17 protein-coding genes are annotated in these 16,754 nt (G+C 58.1%); 12 read left to right on the top strand and 5 right to left on the bottom strand.

What is annotated here, in order from left to right:
* Window positions 1–2: 2 nt before the first annotated feature.
* Both DU506_RS00820 and DU506_RS00825 read right to left on the bottom strand, forming a co-directional pair.
* Window positions 3–587 carry a hypothetical protein gene (locus DU506_RS00820; RefSeq protein ID WP_114485056.1) on the bottom strand — a complete coding sequence of 195 codons (585 nt, stop codon included), beginning with the start codon at window positions 585–587 and terminating at the stop codon, window positions 3–5.
* 2 nt (window positions 588–589) lie between these two features.
* Entirely contained in the window at window positions 590–1,285 is a 696-nt protein-coding gene (locus tag DU506_RS00825; protein WP_114485057.1) for a hypothetical protein, read from the bottom strand.
* Window positions 1,286–1,435: 150 nt separating this feature from the next.
* Between DU506_RS00825 and DU506_RS00830 the strand changes: the two genes are divergently transcribed.
* The 8 genes from DU506_RS00830 to DU506_RS00865 all read left to right on the top strand — a co-directional run bounded on the left by DU506_RS00830 (window position 1,436) and on the right by DU506_RS00865 (window position 9,971).
* A complete protein-coding gene (locus tag DU506_RS00830; protein ID WP_114485058.1) occupies window positions 1,436–3,802 on the top strand; it encodes a hypothetical protein in 2,367 nt (788 codons plus the stop codon).
* Window positions 3,803–3,911: 109 nt separating this feature from the next.
* Window positions 3,912–4,601 carry a hypothetical protein gene (locus DU506_RS00835; RefSeq protein ID WP_114485059.1) on the top strand — a complete coding sequence of 230 codons (690 nt, stop codon included), beginning with the start codon at window positions 3,912–3,914 and terminating at the stop codon, window positions 4,599–4,601.
* 30 nt (window positions 4,602–4,631) lie between these two features.
* Window positions 4,632–5,564 (top strand): hypothetical protein, encoded by a 933-nt coding sequence (locus DU506_RS00840; RefSeq protein ID WP_114485060.1) that lies wholly within the window; start codon window positions 4,632–4,634, stop codon window positions 5,562–5,564.
* 13 nt (window positions 5,565–5,577) lie between these two features.
* Window positions 5,578–6,558, top strand: a complete 981-nt coding sequence (locus DU506_RS00845) for a hypothetical protein (RefSeq protein ID WP_147273708.1) — start codon at window positions 5,578–5,580, stop codon at window positions 6,556–6,558.
* Window positions 6,558–7,649 (top strand): hypothetical protein, encoded by a 1,092-nt coding sequence (locus tag DU506_RS00850; protein WP_114485062.1) that lies wholly within the window; start codon window positions 6,558–6,560, stop codon window positions 7,647–7,649. The genes DU506_RS00845 and DU506_RS00850 overlap by 1 nt, the downstream gene beginning before the upstream one ends.
* Window positions 7,646–8,710: a secretion/conjugation apparatus DotM-related subunit gene (locus DU506_RS00855; RefSeq protein WP_114485063.1), complete on the top strand. Its 1,065-nt coding sequence runs from the start codon at window positions 7,646–7,648 to the stop codon at window positions 8,708–8,710. Before DU506_RS00850 ends, DU506_RS00855 begins: the two co-directional genes overlap by 4 nt.
* A 74-nt stretch (window positions 8,711–8,784) precedes the next feature.
* Window positions 8,785–9,609 carry a hypothetical protein gene (locus DU506_RS00860; RefSeq protein WP_114485064.1) on the top strand — a complete coding sequence of 275 codons (825 nt, stop codon included), beginning with the start codon at window positions 8,785–8,787 and terminating at the stop codon, window positions 9,607–9,609.
* Between the two features lie 17 nt (window positions 9,610–9,626).
* Window positions 9,627–9,971, top strand: coding sequence for a hypothetical protein (locus tag DU506_RS00865; protein WP_114485065.1), 345 nt, complete (start codon window positions 9,627–9,629; stop codon window positions 9,969–9,971).
* Between the two features lie 260 nt (window positions 9,972–10,231).
* On the opposite strand, the gene DU506_RS00870 is transcribed toward DU506_RS00865, so the two are convergent.
* Window positions 10,232–11,476: a hypothetical protein gene (locus DU506_RS00870; protein WP_114485066.1), complete on the bottom strand. Its 1,245-nt coding sequence runs from the start codon at window positions 11,474–11,476 to the stop codon at window positions 10,232–10,234.
* Window positions 11,473–12,099 (bottom strand): PDDEXK family nuclease, encoded by a 627-nt coding sequence (locus tag DU506_RS00875; RefSeq protein WP_114485067.1) that lies wholly within the window; start codon window positions 12,097–12,099, stop codon window positions 11,473–11,475. Before DU506_RS00875 ends, DU506_RS00870 begins: the two co-directional genes overlap by 4 nt.
* Window positions 12,100–12,192: 93 nt before the next feature.
* On the opposite strand from DU506_RS00875, the gene DU506_RS21540 reads away from it, so the two are divergent.
* Complete coding sequence (locus DU506_RS21540; RefSeq protein WP_181870649.1) at window positions 12,193–13,314, top strand: hypothetical protein; 1,122 nt, start codon at window positions 12,193–12,195, stop codon at window positions 13,312–13,314.
* Between the two features lie 204 nt (window positions 13,315–13,518).
* Window positions 13,519–13,893 carry a histone-like nucleoid-structuring protein, MvaT/MvaU family gene (locus tag DU506_RS00885; protein ID WP_114485068.1) on the top strand — a complete coding sequence of 125 codons (375 nt, stop codon included), beginning with the start codon at window positions 13,519–13,521 and terminating at the stop codon, window positions 13,891–13,893.
* Between the two features lie 79 nt (window positions 13,894–13,972).
* On the opposite strand, the gene DU506_RS00890 is transcribed toward DU506_RS00885, so the two are convergent.
* A complete protein-coding gene (locus tag DU506_RS00890; RefSeq protein ID WP_114485069.1) occupies window positions 13,973–15,016 on the bottom strand; it encodes a hypothetical protein in 1,044 nt (347 codons plus the stop codon).
* Between the two features lie 239 nt (window positions 15,017–15,255).
* On the opposite strand from DU506_RS00890, the gene DU506_RS00895 reads away from it, so the two are divergent.
* Together DU506_RS00895 and recA are read left to right on the top strand one after the other, a co-directional pair.
* Window positions 15,256–15,504, top strand: coding sequence for a hypothetical protein (locus DU506_RS00895; RefSeq protein WP_114485070.1), 249 nt, complete (start codon window positions 15,256–15,258; stop codon window positions 15,502–15,504).
* A 144-nt stretch (window positions 15,505–15,648) separates the two neighbouring features.
* A complete protein-coding gene (gene recA, locus DU506_RS00900) occupies window positions 15,649–16,749 on the top strand; it encodes a recombinase RecA (RefSeq protein ID WP_114485071.1) in 1,101 nt (366 codons plus the stop codon).
* The last annotated feature ends 5 nt before the right edge of the window (window positions 16,750–16,754 follow it).

Consider the following 16,754-nt stretch of genomic DNA (forward strand, 5'->3'; position numbering starts at 1 on the left):
CCTTATTGGCCGGCAAAGACATCATCCAGGGCGGTCTGGTCGCCCAACTGGTGAATGGCGGCCTTGATGCTTGGAACAGCCCAGGCCGGCCCGGTGACAAGAAGGGTGATGAAGTCCTCGGAGCTTTCCACCACGGTTATCGCCGCCTCAATGTCGATCCGTTCGACCAGGACCCGTGCGGTCGCCTCGTGGCGGCGGGGAAGGGTGAAGTTCCAGCGAGCCACGGTCGACAGATGGATCACTTCATCGTCATGGGTGATGGAAAGGCCCGCTGCGCGACCCAGTTGATCGAGGTAGTGCACTGGAGAAACATTTTCAACCCAGACGCTGACAGGGCTGTCCAGGTCAACGCCAGGGTCGCCGACGATGGTGGCATCCGGGAAAGCATGCTTGATTGCCTTGCGCAGGGAGACATCCTTGGCGACATGGGAAATATCCCCACTGCCCGTGGGGCTGCCCTGAAACTGCAGATGCATTTGCGGGGCGGGGGCGGCAGGTTCTGCTATCGATGGCTGAGATTCGGTTGTCTGGCAGCCGGCCACAAGGGTACCCATGGCGATGATCAAGGCGAGTCGCTTTAGCGGCATGGTTAGAGCGCTCCTTTCTGGGAGATGATCATCAGCGGCTGATTGAAGTCCGGGAAGGGCTTTAGGGTAAGCCCGGACTGGGAGAGCAGTTCGTGCATCACGTCCCCTCGCGAAAGGTTGGTTGCGGTGAGATCGGTTCGTTCGGCAAGGGTGCTCTCACTGATTCGCTGAAAGCGCACGCGCCAGCCTTGAGGCGCCAGGTTCTCGAGGATGTCCTGCAATGCCATGTCCACGACATCGATGGTTACCGGATCAGCCATGGCAAGGGCGAAGTCACGGTTGGCGAAACCCGACGTGGCGGTGGGGGCGGGGATCGCGGTCGAGCGTGCTCCGGGAAGCGCTGTGACAGCGCCTGGCGCTTGGCTGGCAGCGGTAGCACGAGGCGCGGTCTGTGATGGCTGCGCATAAGCGCCAGCAAGGCTTTGCGTCTGTTCCGGCACACCGCTGCCACGCGAGTCATTGCCCTCCGGCAAGGGCGGCGGCATGTGGCGCATCGAGGAGCGAACAAGTGACATTTCTTCGGCGGCGCGGCGTGTCAGAAGCTCCAGCTCTGCCTGTGAGCGCTCTTCCGCCAGACGGCTCATGCGTTGTCCAGGCAACTCGCCGGCGGCCGAAAAGACGCCATATTCGTCGGCAGAGGCAATGGACGCGGACGTAAGCATTGCCACCAGCGGAAGGATAAAGGTAGTACGATGCATGAGGTTCCCTCAAAGAATCCGATGTCTTGTAGTTTACATTATTTCATTAACTGGCGGGGTGATGCGATTGCACCGAATTTCGCCCAAAAACGCAGTTTGGCCCCTAGATGAAGTAATGCGTGCCACAAACCAGTACCAGGAATGAATGCCATGTCTCGCCAGAGTCGGCTTGAAAAGGATCAGGGAGCGGAGGTGTCGGCGCTGATCGACGCCCTCGCCAGCGGCATGATTGCCGCCCCGGCGAATGTCATCGCAGCGGTGGAAGCCTACCCGGGCCCGGTTTCTGATTGGCGGGCGCGGCTGGTGACCCAGGCGCTGGAAGGGGTTCAGGAAAAACTCTCCCTGCGTCGCGGTGAAGCGGCCATGGTGGTTCCAAGCAACGCCGGTGCAGCGGAAATACGTCGCTACCGCCGGCAAGGCTGGTCGGTCTACCGCCTGGAGGATCTGTTGGCGGCAAGCTACGGCCCCAAGACGTTTCGGCGTCTGGGCAGCGAAAGCTTGCCCAAGAAGCGTCAGGAGCGCTTGAGAAACTTGCTGGCGGATCTTTCGGCCTCGCGAAGTGCCTTGTGGCCGGTGATGAAAGCCCTGGATGCCTTTTATCTCTCCGGGGCGGATGCGCCCCGTGCAGAGCACGTCTCGGGCAAAGGGCGAGCAAACGCTGAGGTGCTGGGCTGGGCGCAGACGATATGGCGCCAGCAGCGCAACGATCCGGTGAACACTGGCCTTGGGCTGAGTCGTGAGGCAGCCGCGAAGTGCTGGGCAGCGAACGGGGCGGCGTGGCCGGACATGGCGCCGGACCTGCCGCCACGCTTGTTGGTGATTCCGGAGGCCGAGAGTTTCTGCGAAGCCGAGCTTGCCGCCTTGCTGGCCCAGCCCTGCCCGATCTTTTGTTTCGGCGATCCCGCCGTGGGCGTGAAGAACGCCGCCCCCGAGTCGCTTCGCCATTTGCCCCTGGGAAGCGAGGTGCTGGCGCACCACCAGGCGGCTAGGCTTTCCTGCGATCAGGCGCTTGAGGCCACCATCGATCAGGCCGTGCGAAATGATGTTGAATTTCCGGATGCTTGGGTGCAAAGCCTGGCGGCGCTTTCCGGGGTGGCGCTGGGTCGGCACCGACCGGGCTTTGATACCTTTCGGGAGAAGGCGGGGGTGGCGGACGATGCGCCAAGACAGGCCCCCTTGGCGAACGACAACGTGGCCCCCAGGGCGGTGGTGTCCCGCACGGGCGTCGGGAGCCTTGAATACCTGCTGGACGCCCTGAAACCGGGTGCCTCGGGCAAAACCTCCCCCAAGCTATTAATTGAAATGGATTCCATCTGGGCGTCGCTGGTGCGTGACGCCTTTGAGGTGGCCCAGGTGATGCGGGCTCCGCGCCCTGAGTGGGACAGCCGCCTGGCCAGGCGCTTCAATACCCGTGCCCAGGCACTGGACACCCTGCTGAAAAATCCTGACAAGGCGCGCATCGCCGAGATGATCGAGCGGCGTACCGACCTGCCGGTATACCCTTTGCTCAAGGCGCTGACGGGGATCGAATACCGGGGTGTCCGCGTGATACACAAGCGGGGCCTGAAGGATGCCGACTACGCCGATGGCAGTGAAGGGCGCTTATATCTTGGCGATCGGCCAGACCTTCAGGGGTTGCCCGCGAATGGCACGCTATTGCTTGCCGGTGAGTTTGATGAAAGCACCGGTGGGCAGGCGCAGGCTCAGTGGCTGTATGCCTGCATGGGGCAACGGGCCTGCCGGGTAAGTGCAGCGGCGCTTGAGGCCGTGGACTTCATCGAGCGTGCCACTTCATGGCTGGGCGTGAGGCTGACCCAGGGTGATCCGGAGCAACCTGACCCCGTGAGCGCTTCCCCTGTCGAGCCAGAGGACACCAGGCCAACCCGGGAGGCGGTCCAGTCGGCGGCAGAGCCATCTCAGGCGGATATTCCCGCGGCAAATACGATGACGCCCACGACAAGCGGTGTTGAAATCCCCCACGACGATGTGGCTATCCCCATGGGGGCCTGGCACGAACCCGCGGCGCCTGTGTTAGAGCCTGTCAATGTGCACGATGACCCAGGAGTGACGGGCGCTTTCCCCGAAGAGGCGGCCTTTACTGAAAGTGACATCCAGCCATTGGGGCGATCGCCGGACGAAACAATTCCGCCCGCCTTGCGAGAGGTGGCGGCAGCCGACGCGCAGGAGAGGGCGACGCCAGTGGTCAGTCCCGCGTCGGATGGGCAGGACGCCATGCCTCCTGCCTTTGCCGATTATGGCTGGGATGATGCCATGCTCGATGAGGCTGCCGCGCATGAAGCATCCATGAGTGGTGACTACGAGCCAATGGGTGTCGGCGAGACAGCGGGCGGGTGGGATGTGCCACCATCGCTAGGGTCGTCACCCGACGCCTCGCCCCTGAAAAATGAAACTAATGGTCTTGACCAGTGGCCTTCTGTGGTCGCCGGCATTCTGCAGCGTAAAGCCTCTGCATCGCCTCGCCGTGGCCGAGGAACGACGTCTAATCCGGGGATGTGAACGCCGTCACAGGTTCTTGCCCGGCCAGCCTTGCTATTTGTTCCCGTAGCGCCAGCCAAAACAGGTAGAATGTAAAATAATGGTGCTATGTACTAGACAAGGGAATCTAATGAATATGATCCGCGGATGGGCTGGTGCGGCCGCCGTCGCGCTAGTGATGGGCGGTGGCCTGACAGGGTGTGCCGTCAATGAAATCGAACCGGACGGGATAAAGGTTCACCCAGGCTACAGTGCTTCGGGTGCTGCCTGGCGATACCGGCAAGCCGAGGGTGCGGAACCCATTCTTGTTGGAGCGTCGGCAAGTTTTCAAGATGACGTTGCGGTTCTTCGCGATATCTGGGGGGGTCTCCCGGGTCGCGGTGCGACGGTCTCTGTCGAGAAGGACAGCGTGTCCGAGGTGTTGCTGATCACGCTGGACCGCAGCGCTCTGGCCACCGACAACCCCTTTCGTGGTGGGCTTCACAGCTGGTGGTACGACGAGATCTATTTTCGGCTGATCGAGACCGTCGAGATGACTGCCAAGGGGGGTGATCTCCCTTACCGGCACTCGATTCATCTGGCTGCTCGCACCGTGGACCGTTCTCTGCTTTATGACGCTCCCGCCAGGGCTCAGGTAAGGCTTCGCAGCCTCGCCACCTGGCTTATGGAAGACGGCCTGGATCCGCGCATGATCACGGCACAGGTGATGGAATCAGAAAAAGGCCCCAAGGGGGCTTGGGAGCTTGCCATTGCGCTGCGCCCCTATCAGTACGGGAAAGAGCTGGCCGCGGAAACCTTCTTGCCGCCATGGCTCTACTAGCCGGCGTTACCAACCCATGGAGAACCAGACATGAAACTTCCCAAGCCTGCCAGTAGCGAGCCCTTGCGCGACGACTCGGAATCAAAGGGGTGGCTGATGTCCACCGGCAGCGCCTTCAAAGGTGGCATTGTCGGCGGCGTGGCGGCCTTTGCGTTATCGGCCCTGCTGTTTACCCAAAAGCCGGCCGAGGCCAGTGCCACGGTGCTGCTGCCATCTCTTGGCACGATTATCACGACGGTTACCTCGCTTTACGATCTGTATGTGACCTACAAGCAGTTGTGGGAAACCTTGAAGTCAGAGGGCATCGACCAGGACAAGCTGATTGCCGCCCTTGCCGAGCATCATGAAGTCTTCGCTATCATGCATCAGGCAAACCAAGATTATGCCGCCTACCACGCGGAAGGCGGCGATGGCATGGAGGTGGCTGCCAGAGCGCTGCTTGGGGACGTGATGGACGATGACGGCAATATCGATCCGGTTAAGGCGGCTGAATATCTGTTGCCGCCGGCGCTTGAGGCCAGCGGGGTGATGAGCGCAGACGAGATGAATGTGATCCGTGATCACGCCTTGATGATTACCCAGGATAAACCGTTGATGCAGGCCCTTGAAGGTGATCGGGACGATATCAAGGGCGTCCTTTACGAGTACGGTCGGATGGCTATCCTCCAGAACCGTTTTCTTGCTCAGGATGCCATCACCCAGTACCCCATGAATGGTCCCAGGATCGCCGGTTATCGGAAATACGTCGAGGAAGTCCAGGTGGCGACAAGAGATGCCGATTTGACCCCGGGCAAGGCACTCGCCAACCAGCTTGCGGTGATGTCGGACGTAGCGATCCCGGTGATTCTCGATAGCCTGGAGTCGGATCTGCGGCGAGAGCGGTTGCTCGGCGCTCAATTGGCGAGCCTCGCCAATTATTACTACGAAAAGGAAGGGATGCGACTCGCAGGTCGCGGCCAATGATTCGGGGGTCTGTATGAACCGCACACCCTTTGCACGATGGGGTAGCCGATTGGCGGGGTTTGTTGTTGCCGCCGCGATAGCCCTCCCGCTTACCGTGTCCAAGGTGGATGACGCCCAAGCGGCTGGCCCCGTGTGTTTCACGGTTAACGGCAAATGCTTTTGCGTGGATTTCTTCGTCACCGAAATCACGGATATGGCCTGGGGCAAGTTTCAGACGCTCAGCGCTGAATTTCTTGAAGACTTCCTGAATGAGCAACTGGATACCCAGTTGGTGCAGCTGCTCGGCGACATTCTCACGCCCGGAGACCTGCTCGCCTGGCGCGAATATGGCCTGTTGGTGCGTGAATACCTCAATGACTACGCCGTCGAAGAAATGGGTATCCCGCCCGAGGTGGTGGCCACCGCATCCAGCATGCTCGAAGAGCGCCCCGAAGTGCTTGCCTATCTGGCTGAGCATGAGGGCGATGATGCGGACAACAAGGTGCTTCCCATGATGCGGGCAATCGCCTACGGCCTCGCGGCGCCGGAGAGCATGATGCCGTACACCCCTGGCACCCTGAATGAAGCCAATCGGGAAGTGCCCGTCGAAGACATGGTGCTTGCCAAGTCCTGGGCCGACCGCATGATTCTGGTGCCGCCCCTTCCGGAAACCATTGATGCCGATAAGGTCCCCGATCTCAGCATCGATGAAATTGATCGCGCCTATCTGGAAACCCGCATGCATGTGGCCGGGAAGATCGCCCAGGATGGCATGCTGGCGCCCATGGTGTATGAAGCCAGTGCGCAAGGGTTGCGTGAGCAGGCGGGTCAGCTGATCTCCATCTCGAACGCCACCAGCAAATCCGTGGCCGATGCCCAGAGTGGCGTGGTGCTCAGTGAAGCCCTGATGGCGCATAGCCTGATCGAGCGACTGGAGAGCAACTTGCGCCAAGAGCGGTTGCTGGGTGCCTTGGTGGCCTTTAAGCAAGAGGAAGTCATGGAGTCTGCGCGCTGATGACCACGGAGCGAACAAAACCCAAGACATTGATCAAGGATGCCGCCATTGGCGGGCTGTTGGCCGTTACGCTGATTGCCGGCAGCGGGGTGGCGATTAGCGCCTACGAGAGCTGCACCCAGATCGATGCGGCCACCAAGCTGGTGTCCTATTACAACCGGATTCAGGAAATCAAACGTCAAATCGACGCCATGGAGATGTGGGTCAATGAAACGAAAACGGAAATCACCAGCCGCATCTCCAATACCAAAGATCGCCTGGAAAACCTGAAGGAGACGCTGAGGGAGGGATTAGATCCCAAGCAGCTGGCGCGAGAGCTGGCGGGCGAGGCCATCCAAAGTCTCACCGACGAGGCGTTTGACGGGCAATCCCCGTGCGATGCTCTCATTAAGGGCGTGGGTCCCAGCGTGGAGCTGGCAGATATGGCCCTGAGTGAATGCGAAGACGCCTTGGCCAAGTATGCGGTGGTCCTTGATCCGGCATCCGGTGGCGATATCGCTCCCAGTGCCATGATTTCCCTCAACAGCATGATAAAAACCGCAGAGGGTGTGTGGCCGATGGCTGACCTTATGCGCGACGACCTTGCCTGGGTTACCCAGAAAGGCGAAGAAGCTCTTGAGTTTGGCGCGGGGTGGAGCCTTGAGGGTGATGGCCATCAGGACGCGACCCAGCAAGAGGTGATGAATGCCATTGCGCATGAAATGCGCCTTGGCAACATCCTGGTTGGACGCGGCGCCACCAACATTCGACAGAGCAGTAGTCGTGAGACCACCCATAAGATCATGGCCGTCGTCGAGCGCAATGCTCAGGCCGCCGCTAATGCCTATGTCGTGGAAGCCGTCGCCCGTGAGGCCTCGGCAAAACCCCGAATCGCGCTGCTGCGCGAGCAGCTCAACAGCATCAATATCGACAACCTTGATCAGATGACGGAAGGGCAGCGCTACGCCACGCGTCTTGAAGCTCAGACGACAATGCAGGAGGTTCAGGCAATGCTCAACGCCTCCCGCATGCGTCAAGACCAGCTTTTAGGGGTTTTGCATACCCTTGAGACCAACCGGACGGAAGAGATGCTTACGAGGGGTGGCCTGTGAAAGAAGAAGATATCTTAGCGGCGGTGGCTTTTTTCACGGCGGTCTTTGGGCTAGGGGTCTGGTTCTACCAGGACGAAATCAAGGGTCTCTGGTACTCGATGGACGTGGCGATGCTGTCAGCGCTGCAATATCTGCCGCTCCTGGACGACTACTACGCCCAGAAGCTCTCGGACTATAAAAGCATCGAGCCCGAATGGCCTAGCTACTGGCAATACCTGGTGGCGGGTCAGTCGGTATGGCGCCCTGCGGTGATGGTGCTGTTTATTCCGCTTTGCATCCAGTGGGCGCGGAAGGCCAAGAAGGTGCGCAACCAGCAGGGCTTTGATGAAATCAACAAGGCCTATATCGACAAGCACTATCGCACCCTGAGCCCGAGTCCCGCGACGCGCCAGCAATGGACGGTGCGTCAATGGTTTCATCATTACGAACTCAATAAGTACGTCTGGGGGAGTGATCTGTGGAATGAGCGGATCCACAAGGCGTTCGCCTTTCAGTTAGGGCCGCCCTCCAATAGCGCTGAAAGCCGAAAGCTTCTGGCGGAGTTCGCCGAAATCATCAAGAAAGAGCTGGTGGTAAGTTTCGGGAAAGATCGTAAGGAATATGTCGAGCGCTTCAAGCCCGATGAAGTGGTGGAAACGGCCATCAAGTGCCATGCCTTTCGCACGACCGCCATGGTGCGCATCCTTGCGGCAGCGCGTGACGACTACGGTGTTGTATCGCCCTATGCCATCCGCAATCGCCTTTTCGAGTCGCCTGACCTGATACCTGTGTGGTTTTCGCTCAACGGTCTTGGGCGCCAGACCACCCATATCGAAAGTCTGGGCGCCTTGTCACATTTCTATGTGGAGGTGGCCTTTGGCGAAGCCCAGCATGAGCCCTATTTTCGGAACGCTATCAAAGGACTTGGGCAGTACCGCGAGCACCTTATTCACCAGCTCAAGATTGAGGATCTCGATGAAAGCAGCAAGCATCAGGTTCCGGTGGAAGCCAACGGCCCGGACGAACCGCGTTTCGATTACTCCTTGACCGAGGAAGAAGACGAAGGAGTGGTGGCGAGATAAAACATTTTCGCCGACAACGGTGCCTTGGACCCCTATATGGAACTTAGGTACTTAATCGAGAGAGGGGATTGCTCATGACACAAGATATTCATGCCTGGCACCTGGACCGTTTGCACAGTTTGATGGATCAATGGCGCATGGAGGACGGGACCGAAGGGTTGACGCGGGAGTCGGCCGAGGCGCTCATTGAGGAAACGGCGGACAATGGCCGGCTTATGGGCCAAATTTCACGGCTCCAGGGCGGCTTGTCCAAAATGCGCGACACACTGCTCAAGATCATTGAGAAGCCCGCCCTGCAGGTGGCGGCGATTCCCGTGGTGGCCGCCGCGGCGTATGTGATCGCGGATGTCACCATGGTCGAGGGTGATCTTGAATACATGCGTGATATGGCGGCAATCACCCAAGCCGAATTTGCCGAGCGGATACAGGCGAACGGTATTGCCAAGGAAAAGGTGCGAGAGGTTGTCGGGGGCCTCATGGGCCTTGCGGCGGGATCGGCCCTGGCACTGAACGCCGATCGCGTGCTGGCGCTTGCGACAGGCTTGCGCGGCCATCATTCTCGACTCGAGAATGGCGTCGAGGGAGACAGTAACAGGCTTTACGCTCGCCTGACCGATTCTGAGCGTGAGGCACTCTCTGGTGTAATAAGGTCCTTTAGCGCGCTTGACCTGGGGCCTCGCACGCAGGAGCGGGAAGCGTTAATCAGCAAGTTGCTGGAGAACGTCGGCGAGGCCGAGCAACAGGTGTCGCTGGGGGATGGTCCTGCCAACCTCATCGAGACGCGCTTGGGTCAGTTTCAGGAGCGACTGGATAAAATCCAAGCCTACAGCCAAAAGCATGACAAGGAGCCCGGGGTTCAGCAAAATACCCGAGGGTTCGCGCCTGGCGCCCCGGCATAAAGCACAAGGAGAGAGTAATGCAACTACCCGCAAGCCAGTTAGTCATCGAATACGGCGGTAAGCTTCAAGCGTGTGAGCGCCAGGTCAACCGGGCGCTGGAATATATCCAGCAGCAAGAGCAGGGCGTTGAAAAGCGGGTGGGGTCGAAAGCGCAAGAAGCCAGCGTTGCCATTGCTGAGCTGCGGGCGCGGTATAACTTACTCATGGCGGCGCATGCCAGCGCCTTGCTCCCTATCCTCAACGGCACCCAGTCCCCCGATCTGCCTGGCGAAACGCTGATGTTGAATGCGGAGCAGGCGTGGGTCATTAACGGGATTGATGACCTTTATGACCGGCTGAAAGCAACATTGAACGCAGCTTAGCGCAGAGGCGAATAGCCCGGATTATCCGCGGTTTTTTATCTGTTAACGCGCAAAGCCGTTGAGGCCAAGCCAGTGGGTGAGAAATAAGGCTCTTTGGGCCTTGCCAGTCTCACCCCTGCTGTTACAATGCTGACGTCTTCTTGACCTACCGCTGGGCAGCCGGAAAGTTACGCTTGTGGAGACGATATTGTGGCGATAACCAAGCCATTCCTTCGGGGAATCGTCTATGAAGCAAGAATCCGCTCCTTTGGAGCGGAGTGTCAATCGCTGAGGCAGTCAAGCGCCGCTATCTCCTGCGGTTTAAGATGGCGAAACTGCCCGCTTTGTGACTCGAACAGCCCCAGGTAGCTTCGATCCAGTTCCTCCGATTTCATCACCTCTTCATTGTCTTCTTCGATACCCCTGCGCTCACGGTCGTCGTCCAATAGAGGGCTGAGCATATCAAGACTCGCAAGCGTGGCCTGAGTCCCATGCAGCAAGCGCCGGGGAGTGTGACCCAGTGCCGGTGCGTCCCAATAGACCCATAGCGAAGGCCCAAAGCCGTTCTGGCGGGCATCCCCTTGCTGCCACAGCTGGACGGCAAATCGCTCCAGGGAGCGCTGTATCTCTGCCCGTTTCTCCTGAAGGTCAGGCGCACTCAAATCGACATACCAGTGGTTACGCTGGCGCAGCCCATTGGCCATTCCCATGACGTGCAAGCTTGCCGCCACGTTTGCGGCCTTTTCATCTGGAATAACCCAGGTGCCCCCTTGCTTGATACACCGCTGTAACTCCGCAAGAAAGAAAAACTCAGGGGGTGGTGCCGCGGCTATTTCGGCGGCCAGGAGGGTGATCTTTTGGGCGTGTTGCTGCCAGTCACGAAACAGTTGCTGGCTTTTCTGGTTGAGGCGTCGCTGCTCAGGATTCCAGTTGTCCTTGTCATATAAGGTTACCCGCTGGGCGACCGAAGGCAGGCTGTCGAGCGCGGCGAACGAGAAGGACGGGTGCATCATCAGCGCCTTGAGCGCAGCCCCAGCGGCACGCTCGCCCCCCATAGGATGCGTCAGTATCCTGATAAGGTTTTCGGGCTTGAGCTGATCTTCTACCCACTCAGGGAACAAAGGCAACGGGATCGGCTTCGGTGCGTCCATGCCCAGCATTTCCAGCAACAGCAGATCATGTTGGTGGTCGATCAGTTCGGTTTCGCCATGCAGCATGCGCAGCAGCATGGCGTAGGTGCCCGGCGACAGCGTGAGACCATCAAGCACTTTCTCGGGGATCAACGGCATGGCGTCGGGGAAGTGTCGCTGCTGCGTGGTTGGGTCGAGCCCGATGAGAAAGACCGCATCGCCGTTGGTGTGCCGGCTGCAATACTGCTGAGAGGCGCGTAGCAATGCCGCCAGCGCGTTCGGCATGTTGGCTTTATCGGCATGCTGGAGCGCAAAGCAGCCACCTGGCATAAGCGGAAGGTCACCCAGGGGGTTGGACTCAGGCTGGCGCTTTAGGCGCTTAATGAAGGCGTTCATAAGAGTCGGTTATCCATACGGTGTGTGCGGGAATGTCGTGTGAACCAGCCCTCAGGGGCAGGGTGGTGATACAGGGTCCATGGCAGGGGAGGCAGGCCCGACCTTGTGATTTCCTTCCAGCGAGACAACCACCACGTTGGGGCATTTTGCAGCCGCTCGCGCAGCAGCTGAGCTTCCAGTCGCTGGGCCATATAGGCGATCCGCGACAGCACCAGATTGATGTCCTTTTCTATCAAACCGGCAGGCACGCGAATGAACTTCCACCCGTGCTTATCAAGCAGGAAATCCTTTTCCCGGTCTCGATAGAAGCCTTCCTTGCTGAGACCGTGATGGCGAAAGCCATCCACCTCGATGCCAAGTTTATGCAAAGGCGACAGATGAAGGCCGATATCCAGGCTGAATTTTCTTCCCGGCACAGGATCTTTCACCTCCCAGACCCAGCTGAAGCGAGCCGTCTCCGGCACGATGCGCAGGGTCTGGAAGAGCGTTCGTTGCGGTGGACTTCTCTCGGCGGATGTTCCCAGATGGCCAAGCGCTCCTTTCGGTTTTGGCTTTGCCGGTGCGGGCGCTTTGGAATGGATGCCAAGCTTTTTGGCTTCATGTAATGAAAGGCGTAGGGACATAGGGCGTTCACCGTTACAGGGATACTAAATGGTATCATGGTGTGGCAAATAGAATGGTGCTTCGCCACCTTCCGTATCACTGGAGAGTTCCCTATGACCCAAATGGAAAGTTTCACTGCAGCGTCACCCGGTTTCCCTCAGCGGGGGATTGATGACTTGATCCAGGCTCTTACCTCAGCGCAATCACGCATGGCGACGTTGCTTGAGACGGCTCAGGAGGAAAATAATCGTATTTTGGATCTGATGACGACACTGAAGCAGGACCCGGATCTCGAGAACGAGGTTATCAAGGGGCACTTGGTGGCGATGCTGAGTGGGTATTTGAAAACCCTCGATGGTTCGGAGCTTGTCGTCACCCAAACAACGGAGTACCAGTCGCCGGAGGCCGAGGAGGCGTCCGACCATGTAAGTGATGAGCGCTCGGTGGTGCCTGATGACAGCGATGAAGCTGTCGATGAAACCGCAGCGGCTGCAGAGAGCGATGAAGCTGGGGAAGAGGCCGAAGCTGTCGAAAGTAGCGAGGACGCTGGTGCGACAGCAGGCTCGGGTACGACTCCGGCGATGGAAAAGCAGGACTATCGACAGGGTTCGGCCTCTTGGTCGACCATGCCGGATGATGTGGATGAATTGCTGAGCGGCGTGGATGACGACGTAATGGGCGTTGGGTACAGTGCCCCGCCAGCAGCCTCCCAGGCCGCAGAGGACGAAACTCACCAGCAGGCCGATTCCGAGGCTGGCCAGGGGCAGGATCAGGCAGACCCGGCTCAACAGATTCCTAAGCCGTTTGCAGAGGTGGGCACTCAGGCTGCCCGCGCACCGGAAACAGACGAAGTGGATGACGCTGACGTCGCCGCAGAAGGCGACGTTGCAGAGGAAGCCGAGGAAGCCGAGGAAGCCGAGGAAGCCGCTGATGCAGCCGATGAAGCAGACGTCGAGCAAGCAGGTCACGACGACTACGATCTCGCACAAGACAGCGAAACGGCCGTGTCTGGTGAGGCCGTAGACCAGACCTCAATGCAAGGCGACACGACGGCCAGCAAGGAAAATGACGTTGCTGGGTATCAGGCAGGAGCGGCGGTGGAAGCAACCATGGCGCCAGCGCCAGCCGCTGACTTGCAGGAATCGCCCCAGGGCAATGAGTCTCCAGCGCAGGAACTAAAGCAAAAGCGGGCGGTGGTCAACTTGCTGCTAAACATCAAAAAGAAAAAGAAGTAACAGTTTCTTTACGTTGTTGACTTAGCTCTTCCAAGCCCAAGCCGCTATAGATTTTCTATGGCGGCTTTTTATCTGCCGGGACATAAGCTGGCGCACAAGGGAAATTAATCCCGGCGGCGAGCGCAAACATTTAAACCATAATTTGAACACCTGAAACATGCTAGTATTAGTCGTGTAAATCTACTGTGAAGGAAGTTAAAGCGTATGAGCTCATTGATAAAGCGTTATGCCCAAGCCGAAATGGACATGAAACGACTGCAGCGGGAATTGGATGAGCTTTCCGAGGATCCCCGGCTGCAAAAAGAGCTTGAGTTTAAGTCCAAACTTGAGACATTAATGCAGGAGTATGAGAAGTCCGCAAAAGATATCTTGATGCTCATGGATCCCTCCGGCGTTGAAGCCCAGGCACTAAACACCACCCCTACTGGCCGCAAGAAGCGTCAACTCAAGGTATTTCAGCACCCTGAAACCCAGGAAGTGATCGAGACTCGCGGCGGCAATCACAAGGGCTTGCGAGCCTGGAAAGATGAGTATGGGGATGAAGTGGTCGAATCATGGTTGCTGCGGACAGAAGACTGATTCCAGTAGTGGGCGTTAACGATTGACGCTTGGAAAGCTGGAACCAAGAGGGAGTGCCCGATCGGGCACTCCCTTCTTATTACATGGCCGGTGTTGAATGAGATTTCATCTGAAAACGCGGTTTTGACGCTTCAGCCTGATGATCAGCGAGCTTGGCATCGAAGTCTTTCTCCGTGTCGGGGCTGTGATTGTCCTTGTTGATGAAATTGGTGTAATGAGCTTTCGCATCGCTGACCAGTTTAGCGTGTATCTCTTCGGGGCTCTTGCCGCTTTCGGCAAGCTTTGTCAGGTCTGCGTCACGGACAGACTTTTCAACTTTATCGACGTAGAAATCAACTTGTTCGGGCGTATCGTGCTCATTCATGTAGAGCACGCCGTTGGCGTTCAAGCGCTGAAGTTCTTCCATCGCCTTGGCCGCGTAAAGGGCGCGATTGATGTCAGATTCGCCTATGTTTGAATTGCTGTCTGTCGCCAGTAACGGAAACAGGCGGGCGTCAAGTTTTTCGATATTAGGCTTGTAAGGCACGGAATCGTTATAGCTGAGTTTGGTACCGCCTGCGCCGGAATGGTTAACCCCATCTACCTTCTCGGCGACGGCCTCTTTATGAACACTCAAAAGCTGTGCCGTGTTGGAGCGGTACGCCTTGAGGCTGTGGTCGTCCATCGGTTTTATATCTAACTTTTCAGAACTTCCGAGCTTGGGGGTGGGGCTGTCCGCCGACAGTGTGCGGGCGGCGTTCAGTAGTTTGGCGTGGTTAGTGTTAGCTAGATACGAGCCTTCCAGGGGCGCAACCGTTCCCTTTGACTCGGGCTTGGCCATTTCAGGCTTCACGCCAAGGTCGGGGTCGAGCTTATCCTTGCTCTTGCCCCCGGCAGCGGCTTGTTTTGCCGTAGCCGCTTCTTCCGTGGGGCTCTTTTCCTGGGCTTTTTCCTGTACCGCCACGCGACGACGAAAGAGGTTGGAAAAGAAGTCCATGATTCTTTGCATCATGTTGCGCTTTTGTTCGACTTCTTTCTGGGCCTCACCTTCACGCTCAGCCGACTCAGCGGAGGCCTTGCGGTTGGCTTTATCGTCGCTTGCGAGCGTTGACTGATCCGTGGCAGTAGTTTCGGGGGCTGGCATGGCATTTTCCTCGCTTAGGGTAAGTGCGGGTGTTTACCGAGGCATTGATGCCGCTTTCCACCCGCCGGGACTCATCAGTGATATAGGGGTCCTTGATTAAAAATGGGCGAAAATACTCGCCATCTCTCCAGGGAGCAGCAACTGGCAAATGCCGCTAGGTATCATTTTCCCATGTTATAGTATGTGTACGGGAATTATTTATAAGCAAGACGGCTTGAGCCTAAAACAGGGTGACTGGCATGAGTGGATCAGATGACTTCATGGATAGGCCTATCGCGCATGGACTGGGCATCTTTGCCCTTTCCGTGATGGTTTTCTGGGGCATTCCGGTGGCTGCGTTTCGCTTGGCAATGGATCAAACGGCTATGGCGAGCGACATTTCGGTAATGAGCCTTACATCCCTGGTGCCGGCGCTCGGGTTTGGCGCCTGCATGGGCGTGGCGGGCTATCTGCGCGCTCGCCGCAGGGTGCCACGCGAGCCGAACTGATTGATTGCATTTGCTGAGAGAGTTTTCTCACCTATCTGTAGTGCTGAAGTGCCAATCATTCGGATGCTATGGTATCTAAATAGTAAAATGAGCGGACATGGAAAAGGATCTCCAATCACTCGCTTTACCAGAGAGGCAGACATCATGAGCCAGACCCAGAAGCAGGACGACAACCGCCAGAAAGCCCTCAGTGCGGCACTTACCCAGATAGAAAGACAGTTCGGCAAGGGCACGGTCATGCGCCTTGGCGATACGCCCCGCGTGACCATGCCGTCCGTGTCCACCGGATCACTGGGCCTCGATGTGGCCCTGGGCATTGGCGGGGTGCCCTATGGCCGTGTGGTGGAGATATACGGGCCGGAATCCTCGGGCAAGACCACGCTCACCCTGTCAGTGATCGCCGAGGCACAGAAGCAAGGCAAGACCTGTGCCTTCGTTGATGCCGAGCACGCCCTTGACCCCAGCTATGCCGAAAAGCTTGGCGTTCGCCTGGACGATCTTTTGGTGTCGCAACCCGATAACGGCGAGCAAGCCCTTGAGGTGACCGACTTACTGGTGCGCTCGGGTGGAGTGGACGTGGTAGTGGTCGATTCGGTGGCGGCGCTTACACCCCGGGCTGAGATCGAGGGCGAAATGGGTGATTCCCATATGGGGCTCCAGGCACGATTGATGTCCCAGGCGCTGCGCAAGATCACCGGCAACATCAAGAACGCCAATTGCTTGGTAATCTTTATCAATCAGATTCGCATTAAGATTGGGCAGAGTTTCGGAAACCCAGAAACCACGACTGGCGGAAACGCTCTGAAGTTTTACGCGAGCGTCCGTCTGGATATTCGCCGCACCGGCTCGATCAAGCGGGGCGATGAAGTCGTTGGCAACGAAACCCGCGTCAAGGTGGTGAAGAACAAGGTGGCCCCGCCGTTTCGTCAGGCCGAGTTCCAGATTATCTATGGCAAGGGTTTCAATCGGGCCGGCGAGGTGATCGATCTCGGGGTGCAGTGCGAGCTGGTCGACAAGTCTGGGGCCTGGTACAGCTACAAGGGCAATAAGATCGGCCAGGGCAAAAGCAATGCGTCGGATTTTCTGGATGAAAACCCGGCGTTGATGGCCGAAATCGAGGCGGGCATTCGCCGCCAGTTACTGAGCGGTGCCGGGACGGATTCAGAGAAAGAGCTGGCGCAGGCCTTGGCCGAGACGAACGTGAGTCTCGCCGACCAGGAAGACGAGCTGATCATGGTTCCCTGAGGCAA

This window comes from Vreelandella rituensis (assembly GCF_003336665.1).
GTDB lineage: Bacteria > Pseudomonadota > Gammaproteobacteria > Pseudomonadales > Halomonadaceae > Vreelandella > Vreelandella rituensis.